This window comes from Janthinobacterium amylolyticum (genome assembly GCF_051380655.1).
Taxonomy (GTDB): Bacteria; Pseudomonadota; Gammaproteobacteria; order Burkholderiales; family Burkholderiaceae_D; genus Janthinobacterium.
Window position 1 is genome coordinate 47,168 of the sequence record NZ_JBNYXL010000010.1, and the last position, 22,875, is coordinate 70,042.

General features: G+C 65.1%; 18 protein-coding genes. 8 read left to right on the plus strand and 10 right to left on the minus strand.

Annotated features, from left to right (window positions below; genetic code table 11):
• Positions 1–2 precede the first annotated feature (2 nt).
• From ACQ4WR_RS20855 to ACQ4WR_RS20870, 4 genes are all read right to left on the minus strand, one after another.
• On the minus strand, positions 3–644 hold the full coding sequence (locus ACQ4WR_RS20855) for an AIM24 family protein (protein WP_102293491.1): 642 nt from the start codon (positions 642–644) through the stop codon (positions 3–5).
• A gap of 9 nt (positions 645–653) precedes the next feature.
• On the minus strand, positions 654–1,271 hold the full coding sequence (locus tag ACQ4WR_RS20860; RefSeq protein WP_219726790.1) for an AIM24 family protein: 618 nt from the start codon (positions 1,269–1,271) through the stop codon (positions 654–656).
• A 159-nt stretch (positions 1,272–1,430) separates the two neighbouring features.
• On the minus strand, positions 1,431–4,592 hold the full coding sequence (locus ACQ4WR_RS20865) for a S8 family peptidase (protein ID WP_436489661.1): 3,162 nt from the start codon (positions 4,590–4,592) through the stop codon (positions 1,431–1,433).
• A 1-nt stretch (position 4,593) separates the two neighbouring features.
• Positions 4,594–5,418, minus strand: a complete 825-nt coding sequence (locus ACQ4WR_RS20870) for an NF038120 family PEP-CTERM protein (protein ID WP_436489663.1) — start codon at positions 5,416–5,418, stop codon at positions 4,594–4,596.
• A 427-nt stretch (positions 5,419–5,845) separates the two neighbouring features.
• Between ACQ4WR_RS20870 and ACQ4WR_RS20875 the strand changes: the two genes are divergently transcribed.
• Positions 5,846–6,757: a histidine kinase gene (locus ACQ4WR_RS20875; RefSeq protein WP_102293495.1), complete on the plus strand. Its 912-nt coding sequence runs from the start codon at positions 5,846–5,848 to the stop codon at positions 6,755–6,757.
• Entirely contained in the window at positions 6,754–7,416 is a 663-nt protein-coding gene (locus ACQ4WR_RS20880) for a response regulator (RefSeq protein WP_436489665.1), read from the plus strand. Before ACQ4WR_RS20875 ends, ACQ4WR_RS20880 begins: the two co-directional genes overlap by 4 nt.
• Before the next feature lie 136 nt (positions 7,417–7,552).
• On the opposite strand, the gene ACQ4WR_RS20885 is transcribed toward ACQ4WR_RS20880, so the two are convergent.
• Complete coding sequence (locus ACQ4WR_RS20885) at positions 7,553–10,069, minus strand: TonB-dependent receptor (protein ID WP_436489667.1); 2,517 nt, start codon at positions 10,067–10,069, stop codon at positions 7,553–7,555.
• Positions 10,070–10,184: 115 nt separating this feature from the next.
• Positions 10,185–10,646, minus strand: coding sequence for an Lrp/AsnC family transcriptional regulator (locus tag ACQ4WR_RS20890; protein ID WP_436489669.1), 462 nt, complete (start codon positions 10,644–10,646; stop codon positions 10,185–10,187).
• A 99-nt stretch (positions 10,647–10,745) separates the two neighbouring features.
• On the opposite strand from ACQ4WR_RS20890, the gene ilvB reads away from it, so the two are divergent.
• The gene (ilvB, locus tag ACQ4WR_RS20895) at positions 10,746–12,518 is read left to right on the plus strand and encodes a biosynthetic-type acetolactate synthase large subunit (RefSeq protein WP_436489671.1); all 1,773 of its coding nucleotides are present in this window, start codon (positions 10,746–10,748) and stop codon (positions 12,516–12,518) included.
• 350 nt (positions 12,519–12,868) lie between these two features.
• Here ilvB and ACQ4WR_RS20900 read toward each other — a convergent pair whose 3' ends face one another.
• Positions 12,869–13,726, minus strand: coding sequence for a helix-turn-helix domain-containing protein (locus tag ACQ4WR_RS20900; RefSeq protein ID WP_436489673.1), 858 nt, complete (start codon positions 13,724–13,726; stop codon positions 12,869–12,871).
• Positions 13,727–13,841: 115 nt separating this feature from the next.
• Here ACQ4WR_RS20900 and ACQ4WR_RS20905 point away from each other — a divergent pair, with 115 nt between their 5' ends.
• The 5 genes from ACQ4WR_RS20905 to bamE are packed head-to-tail and all read left to right on the plus strand — an operon-like array spanning position 13,842 to position 17,298.
• Positions 13,842–15,290, plus strand: coding sequence for a cytochrome P450 (locus ACQ4WR_RS20905; protein ID WP_436489675.1), 1,449 nt, complete (start codon positions 13,842–13,844; stop codon positions 15,288–15,290).
• A 36-nt stretch (positions 15,291–15,326) separates the two neighbouring features.
• Entirely contained in the window at positions 15,327–15,788 is a 462-nt protein-coding gene (locus ACQ4WR_RS20910; protein ID WP_102297273.1) for a GNAT family N-acetyltransferase, read from the plus strand.
• Positions 15,785–16,144, plus strand: a complete 360-nt coding sequence (locus ACQ4WR_RS20915) for a nucleotide pyrophosphohydrolase (RefSeq protein WP_102297276.1) — start codon at positions 15,785–15,787, stop codon at positions 16,142–16,144. The genes ACQ4WR_RS20910 and ACQ4WR_RS20915 overlap by 4 nt, the downstream gene beginning before the upstream one ends.
• Before the next feature lie 48 nt (positions 16,145–16,192).
• Positions 16,193–16,993: a hypothetical protein gene (locus ACQ4WR_RS20920; protein ID WP_436489677.1), complete on the plus strand. Its 801-nt coding sequence runs from the start codon at positions 16,193–16,195 to the stop codon at positions 16,991–16,993.
• Complete coding sequence (bamE, locus tag ACQ4WR_RS20925) at positions 16,990–17,298, plus strand: outer membrane protein assembly factor BamE domain-containing protein (protein ID WP_436489679.1); 309 nt, start codon at positions 16,990–16,992, stop codon at positions 17,296–17,298. Before ACQ4WR_RS20920 ends, bamE begins: the two co-directional genes overlap by 4 nt.
• Before the next feature lie 86 nt (positions 17,299–17,384).
• Here bamE and ACQ4WR_RS20930 read toward each other — a convergent pair whose 3' ends face one another.
• From ACQ4WR_RS20930 to ACQ4WR_RS20940, 3 genes are all read right to left on the minus strand, one after another.
• Positions 17,385–19,040: a methyl-accepting chemotaxis protein gene (locus ACQ4WR_RS20930; protein WP_436489681.1), complete on the minus strand. Its 1,656-nt coding sequence runs from the start codon at positions 19,038–19,040 to the stop codon at positions 17,385–17,387.
• A gap of 515 nt (positions 19,041–19,555) precedes the next feature.
• Complete coding sequence (locus ACQ4WR_RS20935) at positions 19,556–21,718, minus strand: DEAD/DEAH box helicase (RefSeq protein WP_436489683.1); 2,163 nt, start codon at positions 21,716–21,718, stop codon at positions 19,556–19,558.
• A 200-nt stretch (positions 21,719–21,918) separates the two neighbouring features.
• A complete protein-coding gene (locus ACQ4WR_RS20940) occupies positions 21,919–22,806 on the minus strand; it encodes an alpha/beta fold hydrolase (protein WP_436489685.1) in 888 nt (295 codons plus the stop codon).
• Positions 22,807–22,875: the final 69 nt, after the last annotated feature.

Below are 22,875 nucleotides of genomic sequence, written 5' to 3' on the forward strand. Positions count from 1 at the left end.
GCTTACCTTTCGCTCGCTTGGATGTAGACCGTGCCCTGGCCCATGAACTTCACCTGGTAGGACTCGCCCGAGGCCTGGCCGACAAAAGTCTTCCAGTTCAAGTCCGTGACGATGCTTGAGCTCAGCTGGCCCGTATGGCCGATATACGCTTGCGGGTCGACAAACACGGGCACGTCCGGCGTGACAGGCAAACCGATGGCGTTGCCGTCGGACAGGATCGCCACTTCGCCCGTGCCTTGCAAGGTGGTGGTAAACAAGCCCTGGCCCGAGGCCATGCCGCGCACCACGCCCTGCACGCCGCCCTGGTTGCCGAGGAACATGGTGCCGGCCGCCAGACGCGCGTCGAAGGCCAGCAGGGAATCGCTTTCCACGTAAAACGTGTCGCCGCGCACGGGCACGATGGTGACGAACAGGCCCGCGTGCGCATAAAACACGCTGCCCGTGCCGCGCGCCGACATCAGGGAATAGCCTTCATTCGTGACGGCGCGCATGGCCAGGCTTTGCACGCCCTGGCCAGCCAGGAACGAGCGGCTGAAGGCCACGTCGCCCTGGTACGAGACCATGGAACCCTTGCGCGCGAACACTTCTTCATTGCCGAGTTTTACCTCAAGCATCTTTTCATTGATTTGCTGATAAACGGGCATCGCGCGCTCCTAGCGTTCGGCGGGCTGGATGAACACCACGCCCTGGCCTGTGAATTTGTGCTGGTACGATTCGCCTGAGCTTTCGCCGATCATCGTGCGCCAGTTGACGTCGAAGACGAATTCCTGGCGGATGTCGCCCTTGAAGCCGACGAAGGCGTCCGGATCGACGCGCAGCGGATGCGCCGGCGTCACTTCCAGCATGATCAGGTTGCCGCGCGAAATGACGGCGATATTGCCCTGGCCTTCGACGGTGGTGGAAAACAGGCCCTGGCCCGAGCTGGCGCCGCGCAAGCCGGCAAAGCTGGTGCCCGTCTTCAGGCTGGTATCGTAGGCCAGCAGGCTGCTGCTTTCGATGGTCAGCTTTTCACCGGTCAAGGGAATGACGGTGATCTCGGCCGCGTTGTGCGCGAAAAAGACGGTGCCGCTGCCGGACGCCTGCATCAGCTGCATGCCTTCGTTGGTCACCTTGCGCTTGAGCGCGCCAAAGATGCCCTCGCCACCGAGCAGGGATTTTTCAAATTTGATGCTGCCCGTATAGGCGACCATGGCGCCGGCAATCGCCAGCACTTTTTCATCCTGCAGGCGCACTTCCAGCAGGCGGTCGGTATTGGTGCGGAAACTGGTCACGCGCGACTCCCCAAGTATGCCAGGGTACAAATCCATGGCTGAACGACAAGATACCGTTGCCTTTGCCGCCGCGCAAGTGCTATTCCTGGCGAACACGCCTGCGCAGGCAAAAAAAAAAGCGTGCCCGAAGGCACGCCCCTGTTGCGGCTGGCGGGAAGATTAACGCGCCAGCACCGGCTTGTCGCCGCGCGCGTCCTGTGCCAGCGGCACGGGATCATCGGTATTGACCTCGACCACGGTCACGCCCTGGATCACGCCAGCGATCTGGTAGCCAACGGCGCCCAGGTGGCGCTTGCCCTCGGCCAGGTTGGACCAGCCCAGCGAGACGGAAGCCGTGCCGCCCATGAAGGCGGTGCCAGGCATCAGCGCCTTGAAGCCGCCATTCGACAGGCCCGGGGCCAGCACCCACGACGACAGGGTGTAGTTGGCCTGGCCGTTTTGCGGCGCATAGCCGATCACGCACACCTTGTAGGTACCGGCGGCGGGCAGGCGCAGTTCCACTTGCTCATTGGAACTTTGATTGCCGCTGCTGCCGACCAGCACATTGGCGGCGTTGTAGACCTCCATGTCCATGTCGGTCTGCGCGCCGCCCGTCGTTTCCGCGTCATACGTGGCAAAGCGCGCCGCCAGGGTGCCTGCCGGCACCACCACGTTGTGCACGTTCACGCCCGGGGCGCCACCAGCCTTGCAGCTGGCCGACGCCGTGCTGTTGTTGGCCTGGCCGATCGTGCGCGAGTCGCGCACGGCTTCGATCAGCCCCGACTTGACGCCGACCAGAGGTCCCGCAAAGCCCGTGCCCAGGGTCACGACCTTGCTGCCCGTGGCCGCTTCGCTCTTTACCAGCGGCGTCGAGACGAGGATGCTGCCGCGCGCCGTCAGCGGGCTGCGCACCGTATGCGTGCCGTCCGTCCAGCTCAAGGCGCCATACACCCAGGTATCGAGCGGCGCCGTGGTGCGCGTCAGCTTGACCTGGAACTGCGCCTTGGCGCCCGGCGCCAGGTTCAGGCTGGCCGGCGTCACCGCCACCGTGTAGCCTGGCAGGCTGGCCGAAGCCGTGTAGACGGCGCTGCCGCTGCCCACATTCGTCACCGTGCGCGTCAGGGTCTGCGTGCCCAGCACATTGGCCGCCGTCAGCGACGGCAGGTTCAGGTTATAGGCGGCGATGCTGCCGGTGACGGCGCAATTGGACGAATACTGCGTGCGGATGTTCAGGCCGCACAGGAAGCGCGAATAATCGAGCTCGGACAGGTCGTACACAAGGCCGGGATCGGCCGCGCTGTTGGGCGCGATATGGCCCGCCCCCTGGCCCCAGGGCAGCTGGCCCGAGTTCTTCGCCGTCGCATCCCACGAGACGGAGCCGTTCAAGCCGTCCGGATAGGTGTTGAACGCCGTCGTCATCAGGGCCGACTTGATGGCAGCCGGCGACCAGTCAGGATGCTGCTGGTGCAGCAGTGCCGCCACGCCCGCCACGTGCGGGCTGGCCATCGAGGTGCCGGAATAGAACGCCCACTCCGCCGCCGGCGCCAAGCCGCCCGCCGCCACGGCATCGCGCTCGGCCTGCGTCAGGTCGGCCGTGACGCCGGCCAGCACGTTGGTGCCGGGTGCCGACAGGTCGGGTTTCAGGATGTTCGCATTGGCCACGTTCGGCCCGCGCGAGGAACGGTCGCTGACGATCGGCGCCTGCACCGTCGTGTCGGCGATGGTATGGATGTCGCCCAGCGCCGCCGTGCCGTCCGGGTTGGCCGCCATGAAGGCTTTCAGGGCGTCGCCCTGGGCCTGCGCCAGGTGCACGGTCGACAGCACGTGTGCCTGGTTGATGATGGTGTTGGCGCCGCCGGCCACGTTGGCGATGATCACGCCCGCCGCGCCCGCCGTTTTGGCATTGGCGCTCTTGTTGACCAGCACGTTGCCGCCGCGGTCGCACACCAGCACCTTGCCCGCCACTTTCGCCGGATCGAGGTAAGCCTGGGTGACATCGGCCGCGCCGTAGCAGCGCAGCAGGTTGACGTCCGTCGGCGACACGCCGGCCAGGCCCGCATCGCGCGAGCGGATCAGCGGCAGCGCCGGCGTGTTCGCATTGCTCGACGCGCCTTCCAGCTTGCTGCCGTTGCTGAGGATGACATTGCCCGCGTACAGGCGGTTATGGGTGGAATTGGCCACCGTCGCCAGCCATGGGCTGATGTGCGAGACGGGGGCCGGCACATCGGGCGCCGGCGTGGACGGGCCGGAGTTGCCGCCGGAGGTGGCGACGAAGACGCCCGCATTGGCGGCGCCCAGGAACGCCTGTTCCGTCGCTTCGTCGAAGGCGCCACCGCCCGCATTCGGGCCGATGGAGAAGTTGATGACGTTCACGCCGTCTTTGACGGCCTGGTCGATGGCAGCCACGCTGTCGGCCGTGGCGCAGCCATTGCGGCCCGTCGAGGCGGCCGTCCAGCAGACTTTATAGGCGGCGATGCGCGCGCGCGGGGCCATGCCCGACGCCTTGCCCAGCGAGACGCCGTTCGAGGTGGCCTGCGCGCCATTGTTGCCGCCGGCCGTCGATGCCGTATGCGTGCCGTGGCCGCCGTGGCCCGTCAGGCCCGCGACGGAGTCGCGCGGCGAACGGAATTCCGTCCAGTGCAGGGCCGCGCTGGAGGCGCGGTAATAGCGCGCGCCGATCAGCTTGTTGTTGCAATTGTCGGCGCTGAAACCTTCGCCGGTCTGGCACGAACCCTGCCAGCTGGCCGGCGGCGCGCCGTACACGACGTTGTTGCCGCTGTGACTAGGCACGCCGTTCTCGTCGAGGCGGTCGGCAAAGGCCGTGTTTTCGGGCCAGATGCCGCTGTCGACGATACCGATGATGACGTCTTCACCGGCATGCGTCTTGCCGCCCAGTTGCTCCCAGATGCCGCCCGGCTTGTCCAGGCCCAGGAAGCTGGGGGTGTAGCTGGTGTCGAGTTGCAGTATGGAATCGGCGCTGATGCTGAGCACGCCGCTGTTTTTCTTCAGGGCCCGCACCTCTTCGTCCGTCAGCAAGGCGGAAAAACCGTTGAAGACGACGCTGTACTGGTGCGTGATTTCGGCCGCGCTGACGGTGCCGGCCACGGCGGCCTGCCTGGTATCGAGGTAGCTGAGGTAGGCCTGCACATCGGCGGCGCCCACATCGATGCGCGCGCCAGGCGCCGGTTTGGTGGCGGGCAAGCCAGCGACCTGGCCCGTGTAGCTGGCGGCCGGCTTGTCGGCCAGTTGCACGATGTAGGAGCGGCGTTCCTGCGCCTGCGCCGATTGGGCCAGGCTGGCGGCCAGCAGGAGGATGGCAAGGGAGACGGGACGAAGTTTCATCTTACGCTCCTTGCACGTTGGCGTTGGCGACGGCCTTGCCGCTGGCGCGGCGGCGCGACAGCATGCCGATGGCACCCAGGCCGACCAGCATCAGCATGTAGGTCGATGGCTCCGGCACGGCGCTGACATTGATGTTGTCGAGCGCGAACTGGCCCTGGTTAAAGGCGGGGAAATCGAGGGAATTGCTGCACGCGCCCGTGTCGTTGAAGATACACGCGTTGAAGGTCAGGCCCGTGAAGACATAGCTGCTGAAGCCGCCCAGCAGGGAGGCGTTCTGGAAATAGTAATTGCCATCGCTGCCCTGGCCAGGGAAATCCAGCGCGGTGCTGACCACCTGGCCGTTGAGCAAGGTGCCGCTCAGCTGCAGCTTGCCCCAATTCTGGTCCGGCAGGCCGGACACGGGCGAGATGAAGGAATAATCGAAGCCGGCCAGGGTGAACGCCTGGTGGTCGGCGCGCGAGAAATTCACGCCGCCATCGTTGAGGATGGCCAGGTAGTTGCCGGTGCCGCCCTGCGGGCAGGCGGCGATATCGCACGAGGAACCCGCGCGGCCATCGAGGATGGCGCCCACGCCGCTGACGCCGCCGCCGGCGGCGGTGGTCGGATCGGCCAGGAACTGCAGGTTATAGCTCGCGGTGTTGAGCGTCTGGCCGCTCTCGTACACGTCCGGCAGCAGATTGTCGAAGCTGATGACGTCCGCCATGGCAGGCGCCGAGGACAGCAGGGCGAGCGTGGCGATGGCGGAGAACAGCGTTTTGTGGCCGCTGGTAGCGGGGACATGGACGGCGGCGGGGGATACCCGCGCGGCTTGCGATAGTTGATTCATTCTATTCCCTTGATTGTTGTGGATAGAGAGGTCGGCAGGTCGAACGCCCGCTTGCGGCTTTTTCACAAAAGTGTCAATGAATATAGCAAATTGCACAAAATAAATAACATATTTTTAATATCATTTATTTATTTTTCGTCTAACTTCCCGAAACTTTGTTTTGTTTCAGCTATGGCATCTGATAAATCTCAACGTTACATTCGCACAACAATTTCCCTACTCGCCATAGGTGCGCAGCAGCGCGTGCGCGCGACTTCGGCTATGCTTGAAAACCGTGGCCGGCGCCAGCGTCACATCGCGGTACACCTGTTCCATCCTGGAACACCTGCCTGTCCCTTCCCCTGCTGGCGCGTGCGCGCCCCGCCCGCCTGACGATGGCATGAAGCTTGCACTATGACCATATCGACTGTGCTCAGGGGGCGGCATCATGGAACACCATCAACTTGGCGGCGCGGCCCGCGGCGGCGTGCGGCCGGGTCCGCGCATCATCGTATGCAGCACCTTGGCACTGGCATTTTTCCTGCTGGCGGCCCGCTTCGACCTGTCCGAACGCCTGGGCCGCGCGCTGCTGCGCCAGGAACACTGGCAACTCGATGAGCTGGCCCTGAGCCTGCTGCTGCTGGTCCTCGCGCTGGCGGGCTTTGCCGTGTGGCGCGGGCGCCAGGTGGCCGCCCTGCTGGCGCAAAACCGCGCGCTGACCCAGCGCTTGCTGCGCGCGCAGGAGGCGGAACGCTGTGCGCTGGCGCGCGAATTGCACGATGAAGTGGGCCAGAACTGCACCGCCATCCGCGCCGCCGCCAGCTACATCCTGCGCGCGCGCGACGGCGACCAGGCCAATGTGCAGGCCTGCGCGGCCAGCATCGCCCGTGCATCGGAAGCGCTGCACGCGATGGTGCGCAGCATGCTGCACCGGCTGCGCCCGCCCGTGCTCGACAGCCTGGGACTGGCGCCGGCCCTGCAGGCACTGTGCGACAGCTGGGCGCAGCAGCACGGCATCGCTTGCCGTTTCGCGCCGCACTGCATACCCGCCATGCTCGACGACAGCACGGCCATCGCCATCTACCGCCTGGTGCAGGAAGGCTTGACGAATGTGGCGCGCCACGCGCAGGCCGACCGCGCCACGGTGGAGCTGCGCGCCGATGCCGGCGGCACCTTGCACCTGGCCATCGAAGACAATGGCCGCGGCTTGCGCCAGGACACGCCGGAACACGGCGGCTTCGGCATGCTGGGCATGCGCGAGCGCGTGGCCGGCTTGCGCGGGCATATCCACTGGATCAATGCGCTGGGCCGCGGCCTGCGCATCGAAGTGGCGATGCCGCTGGCGGCGGGCGCGGCATGAACCGGCACGCAGCCATGCTGCCCATCCGCGTGATGCTGGTGGACGACCACCCCGTGGTGCGCGCCGGCTACCGCCGCCTGCTGGAACAGGGTGGCGATATCGCTGTCGTGGCCGAGGCCGGCACGGGCGAAGCGGCGTATGCGCTGCACCTGCAGCAGGCGCCCGACGTCTGCGTGACGGACTTGTCCATGCCCGGCATCGGCGGCCTGGAGTTGCTGCGCAAGCTGCTCGCCCGCGACGCCGGCGCCCGCGTGCTGGTGTTCAGCATGCACGACACGCCGCAGCTGATCGCGCGCGCCCTTGACGGCGGCGCCTGCGGCTTCGTCAGCAAGCAGGCCGATCCGGAACACCTGGTCGACGCCGTGCGCGCCGCCCACGCGGGCCGGCGCTACCTGGATCCGCACAGCGCGCCCGGCGTGCAGCAAGGCGCGGCCGGCGCGGAAGCCCGGCGCTTGAGCAGCCTGAGCCAGCGCGAATTCGAAATCTTCCGCCTGCTGGCCGAAGGCCACAGCGCCGCCGACTGCGCCCGCCTGCTGCACCTAAGCAGCAAGACGGTGGCCAACCACCAGACCTGCATCCGCGAAAAGCTCGACGTGCCCGGCCCCGCCGCCCTCGTGCATCTTGCGCTGCGTAACGGGGTGATCGAACACCCGGCTTAATGCCTGAGCAAACCTGCTGCGCGGTGCGCTTTGCGCACCTGCGATGCTCACCGTACCAGAGTACGGTTGCGCTTCTTCGCCACAACGCCCATCCGCTCGCTACGGTTTTGTCAGGCATCTTTCATTTCAAGAAAATCTAATTAAACACGTAGCGCAAGCCCGCATTCACGCTGCGCGGGGCGCCGGCAGCATAAAACGTCGCGTTGACCATCGGATACTCGCCGCCCACGGCTGGCAATGGTCGGGCGGCAAAGTTGCCGTTGGCATTGAAGCCCGTCGCGCCCAGTTGCGCGGCCGTCGCATATTTGCGGTCGAACAGGTTATTCACCTGGGCAAACACGCCCAGCTGGCGCGTCAGCTGATATGTGCCGTTGAGCTCAAACACGGCATAGCCGCCGCTCTTGCCCGCGCCCAGATACGCTGGCCCGCCCGCCTGGTGCCGGTTGTTTTCATTGCCGCGCGCATAGGAACTCGACACGGCCGTCATGGCCAGGCCCACCGTCCAGTCGCGTCCGCCCTGAACCTCCACGTGCGCCTTCAGGATATGGCTGGGCGTCAGGGGAATGCGCTTGCCCGGCGTGATGGGGATATTGCCTTCCAGGCCGGGCGCGTCCGCATCGCTGCTGCTGTTGGCGCTGCCGTTGACGGTTTCCCGGCTTTGATAAGTTGCCTGCAGCCAGGTGTAGTTGACGCCGAAATCCAGCGCGCCCGCCTTGCCGTCGAGCGCCAGTTCGACGCCCTGGTGGCGCGTCTTGCCGAAATTTTTAAAATAGCCAAACCCCGCCTGGTTGTCGGCGACGAACAGGATGTCGTCATGGTTCTCCGCGCGGAACACGCCCGCGCTCCAGCTGGCCACGCTGGCGACCTTGCCGCGCAGGCCCGCTTCCCACGTCTTCGTCACCACCTGTTTCAAGGGCGGGTCGCCGGCCATGGCATTGGGCAGGCGGCAAGGGTTTTCCGGATCGGCGCAACCGAGTTCGATGGCCGTCGGCGTCCGGCTGCCTTCGTTATAGCCGACGTAGGCGCCGATGCCCGCGGCCGGCGCATAGGCCAGGCCGATGGCGGGGTTGAAGCGGCTGAAACGGTGGTCGCCATCAAGCGAGCCGCTGCCGCCGCCGGGCGTGATGGCGTCGCGGTTGCGCACGGTGCTGCGGTTGTAGCGGCCCGAGACGGTCAAGGTTAAATCTTGATTGAACGCCATGCTGTCGCTTGCATACACGCTCCAGGTGCGCATGCGGCCGTGCAAGTCGACCCGGTTGTCGACCGGCGTGCCGTCGTCGTCGATTTGCGTGCCGGCGGCAAAGAAGTCCACCGGCGTGATGCCGCGGTCCGGGTTTAGATAGCCGAACTGGCTGGTCTGGCGGAACGTTGCATGGCTGCTATCCATGGCGGCGCCGGCCGTGACGGCGTGGCGCGCGCCCGCCATATCGGCCAGCAAGGTAAGCTGGCCGGAAAAGCCGTAGTTTTCCTGCTGTGTATGGCTGCGGTTGATCATGCCGTTGCATTTTTCGGCCGGTTCATCACCCAGCAGCACGTTGCCAATGCAGCGCCACTTCGGGAAAGGCGTATTGGATGCATTCGCCCCACTGGCGGGGAAACCCGTGTAGCCGGCCGCCGCCAGCGCCGCCCGCTCGGCCGCGCCGGGCTGGTAGACGGACTGGTCCAGCGACTCGTCGTTCAGGTCGCCGTTAAACGTGTGCGTGTCGATCTTGCGGTAGTACACATTGCCCGACAGCAGCAACGCTTCGCTGGCGCGGTGCTTGCCCGTCAGGTTCAGCAGGGTCGACCTGTTCTGCGTCAGGTCGGGCTTGGTGTACACGCTGCGGTAATCGCGCGCCAGCATGCGCTGTTCCTGCAAGCCATTGCCCGTCAGCGCATTGTCCGCGTGCGCCACGGTGGCGGCGATGTCGGTGCGCGCATCGCTCCAGCCCAGCTTGCCAAACAGCTGGCGCACGTCGGACGGCGAATCGTCGCGCCAGCCCGCTTCCTTGAAACGGTTGCCCGTCACATACCAGTGCCAGCCCTGCGCATTGCTGCCGCCATGTTCGACCTCCACGGCGCGGCGTTTATCCGAACCCAGGCGCGCCTCGATGGCGGTGCCGGGACTGCTGCGCCCGTCCTTGGTCTGGATCGCCAGCGCGCCGCCCAGGGTATTTAAGCCAAAGAGGGGATTCGAGCCGGGCATCAGGGTCAGCGAGTCGATGGCCATGCGCGGTATCAGGTCCCAGCTGACGACATCGCCAAACGGCTGGTTCAAGCGCATGCCGTCCAGGTACACGGACAGGCCTTGCGGCGTGCCCAGCAGCGGCGAAGCCGTGTAGCCGCGGTAGCTGACGTCGGGCTGGAACGGGTTGTTCTGCACCTCGTTGACGACCACGCTGCCCAGGTTGCGGCGCAGAAAGGCGGACAGGTCGAGCGCGCCGCTGCGGGCGATCTGCTGCGCGCTGGCCGTCTGCACGGGCGCGGCCAGCGCAGCGCGCGGCTGCTCGATGGTGGGCAGCGGCATGCTGCCCGTGATGATGACGCTAGGCAAGTCGCCCGAGGTGGCCACGCTTGCGGCCAGATTCGCGTCCAGGCTGGCGGCCGAGGCCGGTTCGGCGGCGTGCGCCTGGCACAGCGCCAGCGCGGCGGCGGCGAATAAAGTCAGTTTCATGCTTGTCCCCGTTTTATAGTGGTTTTTATGTCTGCCCAGTATCCGGCAGCCACCATCGGGGGACTAGGGAAAAACTCCCGCCGTGCACTGGCGCGGCGCGGGGGCGGCAAGAGGATCAGCGCTGCAGCGGCAAATAACTGTGCTTCAGCTGGCGCAAGACAAAGCTCGATTTGCTGTGGCGGATGCCGGGAATTTTGTACAGGCGCTCGCGCAGCAGGCGTTCATAGTCGCGCGTGTCGCTGACGGCGATGCGCAGGTAGTAATCGTAGTCGCCGGAAACAAGAAACGCTTCCAGCACTTCCGGGATCATGGCCAGCGCGTGGCCGAATTCAAACAGGGCCTGGTCGGAATGGTCGTCCAGGGTCACTTGCACGATGACCGTATCGGCCAGCCCCACCTTGACCGCATTGACGTTGACCGTGTAGCCCTCGATGACGCCATCGTCCTCCATGCGCTTGATGCGCGCCCAGCACGGCGACGAGGTCAGACCCACCTTGGCGCTCAGGTCATGCAGGCTGATGCGGGCATCCTGCTGCAGCGCCGTCAGGATGGCGAGGTCGAATTTATCCAGCTTCATTTTGTCATTCCCCGTATTTGCAGCAAAATTTGCTTATAGAGACATTTTATACGAGAAAACCAGCAGCCTTTTCTGCCGCATCAGGCAGAAAATAAGGCCATGAAACCTGACCACGCCACCCTCCTCGCCTCGCCCGCTCCATCCGACGCTGCGCCCGCCCCGCGCAACGGCGCCAGCGTCCTCATCGACACCCTGCTGGCGCTCGGCGTCGACACCGTCTTCGGCTATCCGGGCGGCGCCGTGCTGCCCCTGTACGACGCGCTGCACGCGCAGCCCCGCTTGCGCCACGTGCTGGTGCGCCACGAACAGGCCGCCGTGCACGCGGCCGAAGGCTACGCGCGCAGCACGGGCCGGCCCGGCGTGGTCTTCGTCACCTCCGGCCCCGGCATGAGCAATACCACCACGGGCTTGCTCGACGCCCTGTGCGACTCGGTTCCCGTCATCTGCGTCAGCGGCCAGGTGGCCACCACCAGCATCGGCACGAACGCTTTCCAGGAATGCGACGCGCTGGGCATTTCGCGTCCCGTCACCAGGTGGAACCGGCAGATCCGCGCGGCCGGGGAAACGGCCGCCGTGGTGCGGCAAGCATTTGCGCAAGCCACGCAAGGCCGGCCCGGCCCCGTGCTGGTCGATTTTCCCAAGGATTTGCAACTGGCGCCTGTCGCGGACGATACGCCGCTGCCGCCCGCCACCGTGGCCGCCGCGCCCCTGCCAGCGGGCGCCGATATCGAACTGGCCGCCAGCCTGATCGCCGGCGCGCGCCAGCCCGTGTTTTACGCTGGCGGCGGCCTCGTCAATTCCGGCCCGGAAGCCTGCGCCGTTTTCCAGCAGCTGGTGAAACTGGCGGCCGCCCCCTGCACCTTGACCCTGCTGGGCCTGGGTGCCTTTCCCGCGTCGCACCCCGCCTTCCTCGGCATGCTGGGCATGCACGGTACCCTGGAAGCGAACCTGGCCATGCACCACGCGGACCTCATCGTCTGCGTCGGCGCCCGCTTCGACGACCGGGTGACGGGCCGCCTGGACGCCTTCTGCCCCGGCGCGAAAGTCATCCACATCGATATCGACCCGGCCTCGATACACAAGGTGGTGCGCGCCGACGTGGCCCTGCGCGGCGACTGCGCGCCCGTTCTGGCCGCCCTGCTGGCGCAGCTGCGCGCAAGATTACTGGCGGACCGCCAGCCGTGGTGGCAGCGCATCGACGCCTGGCGCGCGCAAGACTCGCTGGCGTTCGACGACACGCCTGAGGTGATCGCGCCGCAGGCGCTGATGCGGCGTTTGCAGGCCGCGCTCGATGGCATGCCTGGCGTGGACGCCATCGTTTCCACCGATGTGGGCCAGCACCAGATGTGGGCGGCGCAGCATTTGCGCTTCGAGCAGCCGCGCCGCTGGCTGACGTCGGGCGGCGCCGGCACCATGGGCTATGGCCTGCCGGCCGCCATCGGCGCGCAGATCGCCCACCCCGGGCGCTGCGTGGTGTGCGTCAGCGGCGACGCCTCGATCCTGATGAACATCCAGGAACTGGCCACGGCCGTGCAGCACCGCCTGCCCGTCAAGGTGGTGCTGTCGAACAATGGCTACATGGGCATGGTGCGCCAGTGGCAGGAACTCAACCACGGCGGACGCTACAGCCACAGCTACACGGAAGCCCTGCCCGACTTCGTCGCCCTGGCCCGCGCCTTCGGCTGGCAGGCGCACACGGTCAGCCGGCGCGACGAACTCGACGCGGCCCTGGCCACCTGCCTGGCATCGAGCGGCCCCTACTTCCTCGACGTGCGCGTGCACGGTGAAGAAAACTGCTTCCCCATGATGGCGCCGGGTGCGGGGCACCATGAGATGACCCTGTCGAAGGGAAATGTGTACAGCGAGGGGTAGGTCGACATCGCCACCGGCGGCGCCAACAATGCTCCCGGATGGGAGTTCTCCGAAGCTGGTCCGACCCATGGCCGGACCGGAAATCGTAGGTCGGATTAGCGGCAACGCCGCGTAATCCGACATCGCCACCGGCCACGCCAACGATGTTGTCGGATTACGCGTGGCGTTGCCACGCTAATCCGACCTACGCCCTGGCATGGCGAACATCGCAGGCCGCGCCAACAATGCTCCCGGATGGGAGTTCTTCGAACCTGGTCCGACCCATGGCCGGACAGGAAATCGTAGGTCGGATTAGCGGCAACGCCGCGTAATCCGACATCGCCACCGGCTGCGCCAACGATGTTGTCGGATTACGCCCATATTCGATAAACCCAGTAACTTTCATCCTCGCGGCTGGCGCGTGCCAGTTCGGTGGGACTCAGGCCCGTGATGGCGCGCACTTCGCGGCACAGGTGGGCCTGGTCGGCGTAGCCGCCGTCGGCGGCGATATCGGTCCAGGAAGCATTGCCTTGCAGCATGGCCTCGCGTGCATCGAGAAACGACTGTTCCGCGCGGCGCATGCGGCGCAGGGTGCGCATGGGCTGGCCGGCCCAGGCCTTGATGCGGCGCTCGATATTGCGCGCGCCACTGGCCACGCCCGTCGAGGCGGCCTGTACGCCCAGGCGGCGCACCCAGTCCTGGATGGCGCCGGCCGGCTGGTCGCCGCTCTTGCGCGCCAGCGCCCAGCGCGGCGCCAGGAACGCTTCCACCAGCGCGATGCGCGCGTCATCGTCGGGTGCGGCCAGCACGGCGTCGGACAAGGCCAGCCAGTCGGCGTCGAACAGCGGAGCCAGCGGGCGCACCTGGTCGAACAGGGCCGCCATGTCGATGCCCGTCAGCGCATGCAGGGCGGCCGGATACAGCATCACCATGAACGAGTGCACGGGGCCGGGGTTGTAGCTGACCAGCGGATAGCCGCGCGGCCCGCTGAACAGGGCCGGCGGCATGCGCACGTGCAGCAGGTCGGGGCCGGGCGCCGCCGCCTCGACGTCGCCCGCCACCGTCCACAGCAGGCAGCACATGGGCGTGGCGGGAAAACGGTTCAGGCGCTGCGCGGGCGGCAACGGCGCGCAGCGCGTGGTGTCGCGCACGAGGAAGGCGCGCACGCAGGAAGCGAGCGCGGTGCGCGGTGCGATCAGGCGTGTCAGGGGCGTCGGGGCGGCAGGCATGGCGACGATTGTACCGGCAATGTTTGATGCTGCGCGCGATGTCGTATTCGTTCAAGACGCGTGCGCGCAAGCGCGCTACAGTCATCCCATCGTTCCACGACAACAGGAGCTTGCCATGCCGCCACTCGACCACGCCGCAGCACCCGCACCCGCCACCACCCCAGCCCTGCGCCAGATCCGCCAGTTGCCGGGGCCATTCGCCTTGCCCATCATCGGCAACGCCATGCAAGTGCGGCTGCCGCGCATCCACCGCGACGTGGAAGGCTGGGTACGCCGCTACGGACCTTTCATGCGCGCCTGGTTCGGTCGCACCCTGGTGCTGGTGGTGGCCGACAGCGAGGCAGTGGCCGCCGTGCTGCGCGACCGCCCGGACGGCTTCCGCCGCCCACTCAGCAGCTATATCGTCTCGGAGGAAATGGGTGGCAATCCCGGCGTTTTCCTGGCCGAAGGCAGCGAGTGGCGCAACCAGCGCCGCATGGTGATGGCCGGCATGGCGCCGGGCGCCATCAAGGCATATTTCCCCGCGCTGGTGACGGTGGCGCAGCGCCTGCAGCGGCGCTGGCAGGATGCCGCCATGCAAGGCCAGGCCATCGCCCTCGACGGCGACCTGAAGCGCTACACGGTCGACATCATCGCCGGGCTGGCCTTCGGCAGCGAAGTCAACACGCTGGAATCGGGCGAGGACGTGATCCAGCGCCACCTGGACGCCATCCTGCCAGCCGTGGCACGGCGCAGCCTGTCGATGCTGCCGTACTGGCGCTACGTCAAGCTGCCCGTCGACCGGCGCCTGGACCGCGACGTGGCGGCGCTGGACGTAGCCGTGGCGCAACTGGTGCGGCAGGCACGCGAACGCATGGAGCAAGACCCCGCGCGGCGCGTGCGCCCGCCCAACCTGCTCGAAGCCATGATCGCCGCCGCCGACGAACCCGGCAGCGGCGTGAACGACCGCGCCGTGGCCGGCAATGTGCTGACCATGCTGCTGGCCGGCGAAGACACGACGGCCAACACGATTTCCTGGATCATCTACCTGCTGCAGCGCCATCCGCACAGCCTGGCCAAGGCACGCGAGGAAGTGCGGCGCCTGGCGCCCGACGTGGCACAGTTCAGCGTGGCGCAAATGGATAGCCTCGACTACCTGGGCGCCTGCGCCAGCGAGGCCATGCGCTTGAAACCGGTGGCGCCCTACATTCCGCTCGAAGCGCTACGCGACACGGTGGTGGGCGACGTGGCCGTGCCCGCCGGCAGCATGCTGTGGTGCGTGATGCGCCACGACAGCGTGTCCGATGCGCACTTTCCCGACGCGCAAGCGTTCCAGCCCGAGCGCTGGCTGGCGGACAGCAGCGAGGTGAACAACAAGCGCGCCGCCATGCCGTTCGGCGGCGGCTTGCGTACCTGTCCCGGCCGCTACCTGGCCTTGTTGGAAATCAAGATCGCCATGGCCATGCTGCTGGGCAGTTTCGACATCGCCGGCGTCGACACGCCCGATGGCGGCGAGGCGCAGGAACTGATGGGCTTTGTGATGTCGCCCATCGGCCTGAGCATGCGCCTGGCGCGGCCGCAGTGATACCATGGAGACATTCCGTTCACTCGATTTTTCCCCATGACCATCCGCCTGGAATCGCCGCAGCAAGCCGACGTGCAGACACTGATCGCCGCGCTTGATGCCTATCAACAGACGCTGTACCCGGCCGAGTGCGTGTATTCGCTGGACCTGGCATCGTTGCCGCCGGAAACCCTGCTGTTCGCCGTCGCCCGCGATGCCGATGGCCGCGCGCGCGCCTGCGGCGCCATCGTCGTCACGCCCGATTTTGGCGAAGTCAAGCGCATGTACGTGCACCCGGACAGCCGTGGGCTGGGCCTGGCCAAGCGCCTGCTGGCCCTGCTGGAAGCGCAGGCGCTGGCACGCGGCTGCCGCTTGCTGACCCTGGAGACAGGCATCCACCAGCCGGAAGCCATCGCCCTGTACGCGCGCCACGGCTATCAGCGGCGGGGGCCTTACGGCGACTATCCGGATGACCCGTTCAGTGTCTTCATGGAAAAATCACTGCAGGTGGCAGCATGAGCGCGCCTGCCGACAGCCTGATTGATATCCGCGCACGCCTGCGCGCGTTTGCGCAAGAGCGCGACTGGGACCAGTTCCACACGCCGAAGAACCTGGCCATGGCCCTGTCCGTGGAAGTGGCGGAACTGGTGGAACACTACCAGTGGCTGCCCACGGGTGCCGATGCCGAACTCGATGACGCCAAACGCACGGGCATCCGCCATGAACTGGCCGACGTGCTGATGTATTTGGTGCGCCTGGCCGACAAGAGCGGCGTGGACCTGCACGCGGCCGTGCTGGAAAAGATGGCACTCAATGCGCAGAAATACCCGGCGCAGCAGGTGCGCGGCGACGCGCGCAAATATAGCGAGTACTGATTCCCCATCCGTGCGTGGCGGCTGCGCAAATGAGCGTAGCATCGGGCCATGCGTATCCATCTTTCCCTGCTGCTTGCCTGTCTGCTCGCTGGTACACTGCATGGCACTGTTGCCCTGGCGCAAACCGCGCCTGTGCCGCAGGTCAAAGTGGACGCCACGCGCGATCCCGTCGATAAATCCTACCGCAAGATGCTGCAGGGCGTGCAGCGTTTCGAGCGCGACCATGCGCTGGCGCCGCAAGCCGTGCTGCGCTTTCGATTGCTGCCGCGCCAGCCCGGCGTGGACATGACGGACGTGCGGCTGCGCATCGCCGGCGACACGGTCAGCATCCCCTTGCCCCTGGCCGAGGACAACAGCTTTGCCCCCGTGCGCAATGCCCAGGCGGCGCGCGAGGATGCCGTGCTGATCGCCAACCGCAAGGCCACCACCATGAGCTGGCGCGCGCAGGTCATCACCCCAGGCTTGCCGCCCGGCACGCGGCGCCTGGGCGACTTGCGCCTGGAATGCCGTGCCGGCATGGATTCCGGCCTGATCTCGAACGACCCGGAAATCATTTCCTGGCTCTCCAGCATGCTCTACAGCACGGACAAGGTGTGCTCTCAGCCGGACGGCAACTACCTGTTCTTCGCGGAGCGTCCCCTGTTCGGCGTGACCCTCGTGCATGGCGAACGCCGCCTGGCGCTGCCGTTCAGCATGCTGTACGCGGGCGGCGAGCAGACGCCCGCTTCGCTGCCCTACTGCGATTGCCAGGTCCTGCTGGACCGTACGTATTACGCGCCCCTGTGGGATGCCAGCTGGCCCGACGATACCCTGCTGGAATTTACTTATATGGACGAGGTGGCGCCATGAAGTGGCTGACTCTTTTGCCGCTGCTCTGCCTGGCAGCATGCTCCGGCACGCGCGCATTGCAAGCGAGCAAGAATGTGCCCTACGCCACCCTGGAGCAAACGGTGCAAGCTGGCAGCAGCACGCGTGAGCAAGTACGCGCGGCGCTGGGCGAGAGCACGTCCATCCGTTTCGACAGCGGCAATGAAGTGTGGATGTACACCTACCCGGCCGCCTCGGGCGCGCAGGGCGAATATGTGATTTTGTTTGGCGCGGATGGGGTGGTGAAGAAGATGCGCAGCGGGGAAGTGTATCGGGTGAAGCAGTAAGAGTACCCCACAAAGTCTGGGGGGAATGCTCCCGATGGGAAGCACTCCGGTCACGCAGTGACGGACCCCGGCACTTACTGGGTTTATTAGCGAGCCTTTAACAGCGCCCTTGCCGTCACGCCCGCGCCCACGCCGCGCCCCACGCCGGCCGCCTTGCGCTTGGGCGAGGCCTTCAGTTTGAAGATGCCGATCGACTGGGCCACGCTCTCGGTGCGCTGCGCCAGGCTGCTGGCGGCCGCGGCCGCCTGCTCCACCAGCGCCGCATTCTGCTGCGTGATGCCATCCATGTGGATGACGGCCTGGTTGACCTGGCCGATGCCCTGGTTCTGCTCGCGCGTGGTCGAGGAAATCTCGTCCATCACTTCCGTCACCCGGGCCACCGAGGCGATCACTTCCGTCATGGTGGCACCCGCATTGCTGGTCAGCACGCTGCCCGCGTTCACGGTGGCGATCGAATGGTCGATCAGATTCTTGACCTCTTTGGCGGCGGTAGCCGAGCGCTGCGCCAGGCTGCGCACTTCGCCGGCCACGACGGCAAAGCCCCGGCCGTGCTCGCCGGCACGTGCCGCTTCCACGGCCGCGTTCAAGGCGAGGATATTCGTCTGGAACGCGATGCCATCGATCAGGCCGATGATGTCGAGAATCTTGCGCGACGAGGTGCTGATCTCGTCCATCGTGGTCACCACTTCGCTGACGATGGTGCCGCCCTTGGCCGCGACGGTGGACGCCTGCGCCGCCAGCTTGTTCGCCGTGTCCACGTGGTCGGCGCTGTTCTGCACGGTGGACGTCAGCTCTTCCATGCTGGCGGCCGTCTGTTCCAGGCTGGACGCCTGCGATTCCGTGCGGCTGGACAAGTCCATATTGCCAGTGGCGATCTCCGCCGTGGTGATGCGGATATCCTCGAAATTGGCGCGCACGTCGCCGATGATGCTGTGCAGGTTGATATTCGTCTGGCGCAGGGCGGCCATCAACTGGCCCATGTCATCGTCGCGCACCTTGTCGATGACGCCCGTCAAGTCGCCGCCAGCCATCTTGCGCGCCACGGTAACGGCGTCGCCCAGGGGCACGACGATGGCATTGTGCAGGTGCGCCCAGAAATACAGCACCAGCGCGACGGCGGCAGCAGCAGCGCCGCTGAGCCAGCTGCGCGTGGCCGTGCTGGTGTCGCCATCGATATTCCATACGGCGCAGCCAAGAATGGCCAGCACCACGCCAAAGACGATGCAATGGAAGGCCAGGTCCTGCGACAGGCTCAGCTTGCGCCACTCGGCCAGCTTGGCGGCCCAGCCCTGGCGCACGACGCGGCCATTGCGGATGGCAAGCCTGGATGCATTGCCATCTTTAAAACTTTTATACAGGGCGGCCGCTTCGTTGATCTGCTCACGCGTGGGCTTGGTGCGCACGGACATGTAGCCGATCGGGCGGCCGTTTTCGATGACGGGGGTGATATTCGCGAAGACCCAGTAGTAATCGCCATTCTTGCAGCGGTTCTTGACCATGCCGGTCCATGGCATGCCCGTCTTGATGGTGTCCCACAGGTCGGCAAACGCTTCGGCCGGCATGTCGGGATGACGCAGGATATTCTGTGGCGCACCCAGCAGTTCCATTTCTGAAAAGCCGCTGACTTCAATAAAGTACGGATTGGCGTAATTGATGTTTCCCTGTAAATCCGTGGTGGAAACAATCGTCATGCCTTCATTTAATACGTATTCATTTTGCGTGATAGGCGTGTTGACCCGCATCGTCGCTCCTCTATTTTTTTCAACTAGCATAACAAAAACATAAAAACAATATACCACATCAAGCACCCATGATATATCGCCTCGGCGACAGTGATGCCAGTCAAAAAATTTAATAAAAACCAATTCATTTATGTTTTAGAATTTACTTTGACCCAACTTGATTGGTTTTATTGAAATTCAAAAGCTTAATAAAGTGCGGCATAAATAATTATTTAAATATTATTTATTGTGATTTGGCGCGAAAAACAAGCCGCATCCGCCGATTAAAAGATGGCAACGTCAGTTCAATAGGAAAAATCCATGGCGCTGCCATCCCGCTTAGTAACGGAGCGATAAGGATCGTTTCTTCAGGGAAAATAAAAACTGGCGCGAACGCGCCAGTGGGGAATATGTCTCCAATCCGCGACACAGGCGCCGGAGCGGCTGTGAGGCGATGGACACTTGTCAGTAACGACGCCTGACAAAACCGTCGCGCGCGGCCGCAAGGCGCGCCGCGCAGCAGGTCTGCTCAGGTGTTACTTGTAGGTTTTGCGCGGCGGGGACTTCGGACGCGGTGGCGCAGGTTTACGCTCCGTCGTGCCGTCATCCAGGCTGATGCGCAGTTTCTGGCCCGATACCACGACCGATTTCAGGTGATCGAGGATTTCCGGCGGCATGCCTTCCGGCAGGTCCAGCACGCTGTAGTTGTCAAAGATATCGATACGGCCGATATGCTTGGCTTCCAGGTTCGCTTCGTTGGCGATGGCACCAACGATGTTGCTTGGCGTCACGGCGTGCTCACGGCCCACTTCGATACGGTAAGCCGTCACGCCCGGGCGCGGACGTTCCTTCTTCGGCGCGCGCGGTGCAGGTGCTGCATCGCCCGCATCCGCTGGCGCATCCTTGAACGCTGGCGCGGACTTGGCGGCGAACGGCTTGCGCGGCGCGGCTGGCGGCGCCAGATCCGGCGCGTCGCCATCACGGCTGATGCGCAGTTGCTGGCCCGCTACCCACACGGTTTTCAGCTGGTCCAGCAATTCTTTCGGCATGCTGTCCGGCAAGTCCAGGACGCTGTAGTCGTCATAGATTTCGATGCGGCCGATGTTTTTCGAATCGATGCCCGCTTCGTTGGCGATGGCGCCGACGATATTGCCTGGCTTGACGCCATGCTGGTGGCCCACTTCAATGCGGAACGTCTGCATGCCGGCATCGGCCGGGCGCTGGACACGTTCTTTTTTCGGGAAGGCCGGGCGTTCGCCACGGTCGCTGCGCTCGTTACGGTCGAAGCGGTCGCCGCGTTCCGGACGGTCGTTGCGCTCAAAACGATCCTGGCGCACAGGACGGTCGTCCTGCCAGGCGGCTTGCTCGCGCGCCTTGTTCTTGTCCAGCAGCAGCGGCACATTGCCACGCGCCATTTTCGCCAGGGCGGCCGCGATTTCGATGGCGGGAATGTTTTTCTCGCGTTCGAAATCTTCGATCAGCGACTGGAACTGTTCCAGCTCGCCCAGGGCCAGGGTTTCGCTGATTTGCTCCTTGAACTTGGCGATACGCACGTCGTTGACGGCCTGGATCGTTGGCAGTTCCAGCATGCCGATCGGCTGGCGGGTCGAGCGCTCGATGGCTTTCAACAAGTTCTTTTCACGCGGGGTGATGAACAAAATCGCTTCGCCGCTGCGGCCGGCGCGGCCCGTGCGGCCGATGCGGTGGGTGTAGCTTTCCGGATCGTGCGGCACGTCGTAGTTGACGACGTGGCTGATGCGCTCGACGTCCAGGCCGCGTGCAGCCACGTCGGTGGCGACGAGGATGTCGATCTTGCCGTCTTTCAACTGCTGGATCGTGCGCTCGCGCTGGGCTTGCTGGATGTCGCCATTGATGGCAGCAGCCGAGAAGCCGCGTGCCTGCAGCTTGCCAGCCAGCTCTTCCGTGCCCAGCTTGGTGCGGGCGAAGATGATCATGCCGTCAAACGCTTCCGCTTCCAGGATGCGCGTCAGCGCGTCGAGCTTGTGCATGCCCGACACCAGCCAGTAGCGCTGGCGGATATTGTCGGCCGTGCCCGTCTTGGCGGCCACCGTCACTTCGGCCGGGTTCACCAGGTAGGTGGTGGCGATGCGTTTGATGACGGAAGGCATGGTGGCCGAGAACAGGGCCGTTTGATGGCCTTCCGGCGTTTCTTGCAGGATGCGTTCGACATCGTCGATAAAGCCCATGCGCAGCATTTCATCGGCTTCGTCGAGTACCAGTGTTTTGAGCTTGGACAGGTCGAGCGAACCCTTGTCCAGGTGATCGATGACGCGGCCTGGCGTGCCGACGACGACGTGCACGCCACGGCGCAGGGCCGACAGCTGCGGGCCGTAGCTTTGGCCGCCGTAGATCGGCAGCACGTGGAAGCCGGGAATGTGGGCGGCATATACCTGGAATGCTTCGGCGACCTGGATGGCCAGTTCGCGCGTCGGTGCCAGGACCAGGGCTTGGGGTGAGCTTTGTTTCAGATCGATGCGCGACAGGATAGGCAAGGCGAAGGCGGCGGTCTTGCCCGTGCCCGTTTGCGCCTGGCCCAGTACGTCGCGGTTGGCGAGCAATAATGGAATCGTGGCCGCCTGGATAGGCGACGGTGTTTCGTAACCGACATCCTTGAGCGCGCGAATCAGCGGCTCGCTCAGGTTAAGGTCGGAAAATAAGGAAATTGGTGTATCAGACATGAAATCACTCACAAGTTCGCTCGAATCGCCCAATGCGAAAGAGTGTAGCCGCTAGTTTACTCTTTACTGGACCTTACCGGGTGGAACGGGGCGGCAGAACGCCGTTTTTTGCATTCTAAAACGCAGAAAAATCGGCGATCCGCACGCAATTGGTGCAAAAAACAAGAAATATTATGTGTTTTGCAATAGATATGCCGGTTTTACAGATGTTCTTCAAGGTTGCTTGCCGCGTCGACCGAGTGCCGCAGGAATTCCAGCAAGTCCTCGTTCAGGCGCTCCTTGTGCGTCGTCGCCAGACCGTGCGGCGCGCCCGCATACACGAGCAGCTTGCTGCCGATGATGAGCTCGGCAGTGCGCCGCGCCGAGGCCGCGATGGGCACGATCTGGTCATCGTCGCCGTGGATCACCAGGGTCGGCACGTCGAACTTGGCCAGGTCAGCCGTAAAATCCGTTTCCGAAAATTGTTTGATGCACAGATAGGCGGCCGGCATGCCCGCCTGCATGCCTTGGCGCCAGAAACTGTCGCGCACGCCCTGCGACGCTTGCGCCTCAGGCCGGTTGTAGCCATAGAAGGCCTCGCTCAAGTCGCGGAAGAACTGGCTGCGGTCCGCCTGCACGCCGGCGCGGATGCCGTCAAAAACGGATAGCGGCAAGCCCAGCGGATTGTCCGTGGTCTGCAGCATCAGCGGCGGCACGGCGCCCACCAGCACGGCGCCGGACAGGCGGTCCGTGCCATGGCGGCCGATGTAGCGCGCCACTTCGCCGCCACCCGTCGAATGCCCCACCAGAGTGGCGCCCGTCAGGTCCAGCGCCGTGATCAGGGCGGCCAGGTCGTCCGCGTAGGTATCCATGTCGTTGCCATCGAACGGCTGGCTGGAGCGGCCATGGCCGCGCCGGTCGTGCGCGATGACGCGAAAGCCCCGCGATGCCAGGTAAAACATCTGGTCTTCCCAGGCGTCGGACGACAGCGGCCAGCCATGGCTGAAGACGACGGGCGGGCCGCTGCCCCAGTCCTTGTAGTAGATCAGGGTACCGTCGGCGGTACGCAGGGTATTGCTCGCTTGCACGGTGTTATCGGTGGCAGTCATGGAACGCTCCTTGTCGGTGGGCCAGCGGCCATTGTGGCCGCAATCGCCGCTGGCGTGCCGCGCGCTAGG

Bases quoted from the DNA above. Each gene is read 5' to 3' on its own strand.
- ACQ4WR_RS20920 (WP_436489677.1), top strand. From the start codon at position 16,193: ATGCGTATCCATCTTTCCCTGCTGCTTGCCTGTCTGCTCGCTGGTACA.
- ACQ4WR_RS20855 (WP_102293491.1), bottom strand. From the start codon at position 644: ATGCCCGTTTATCAGCAAATCAATGAAAAGATGCTTGAGGTAAAACTC.
- ACQ4WR_RS20905 (WP_436489675.1), top strand. From the start codon at position 13,842: ATGCCGCCACTCGACCACGCCGCAGCACCCGCACCCGCCACCACCCCA.
- ACQ4WR_RS20935 (WP_436489683.1), bottom strand. From the start codon at position 21,718: ATGTCTGATACACCAATTTCCTTATTTTCCGACCTTAACCTGAGCGAG.
- ACQ4WR_RS20930 (WP_436489681.1), bottom strand. From the start codon at position 19,040: ATGCGGGTCAACACGCCTATCACGCAAAATGAATACGTATTAAATGAA.
- ACQ4WR_RS20875 (WP_102293495.1), top strand. From the start codon at position 5,846: ATGGAACACCATCAACTTGGCGGCGCGGCCCGCGGCGGCGTGCGGCCG.
- bamE (WP_436489679.1), top strand. From the start codon at position 16,990: ATGAAGTGGCTGACTCTTTTGCCGCTGCTCTGCCTGGCAGCATGCTCC.
- ACQ4WR_RS20865 (WP_436489661.1), bottom strand. From the start codon at position 4,592: ATGAAACTTCGTCCCGTCTCCCTTGCCATCCTCCTGCTGGCCGCCAGC.
- ACQ4WR_RS20915 (WP_102297276.1), top strand. From the start codon at position 15,785: ATGAGCGCGCCTGCCGACAGCCTGATTGATATCCGCGCACGCCTGCGC.
- ilvB (WP_436489671.1), top strand. From the start codon at position 10,746: ATGAAACCTGACCACGCCACCCTCCTCGCCTCGCCCGCTCCATCCGAC.
- ACQ4WR_RS20900 (WP_436489673.1), bottom strand. From the start codon at position 13,726: ATGCCTGCCGCCCCGACGCCCCTGACACGCCTGATCGCACCGCGCACC.
- ACQ4WR_RS20870 (WP_436489663.1), bottom strand. From the start codon at position 5,418: ATGAATCAACTATCGCAAGCCGCGCGGGTATCCCCCGCCGCCGTCCAT.
- ACQ4WR_RS20890 (WP_436489669.1), bottom strand. From the start codon at position 10,646: ATGAAGCTGGATAAATTCGACCTCGCCATCCTGACGGCGCTGCAGCAG.
- ACQ4WR_RS20940 (WP_436489685.1), bottom strand. From the start codon at position 22,806: ATGACTGCCACCGATAACACCGTGCAAGCGAGCAATACCCTGCGTACC.
- ACQ4WR_RS20910 (WP_102297273.1), top strand. From the start codon at position 15,327: ATGACCATCCGCCTGGAATCGCCGCAGCAAGCCGACGTGCAGACACTG.
- ACQ4WR_RS20880 (WP_436489665.1), top strand. From the start codon at position 6,754: ATGAACCGGCACGCAGCCATGCTGCCCATCCGCGTGATGCTGGTGGAC.
- ACQ4WR_RS20885 (WP_436489667.1), bottom strand. From the start codon at position 10,069: ATGAAACTGACTTTATTCGCCGCCGCCGCGCTGGCGCTGTGCCAGGCG.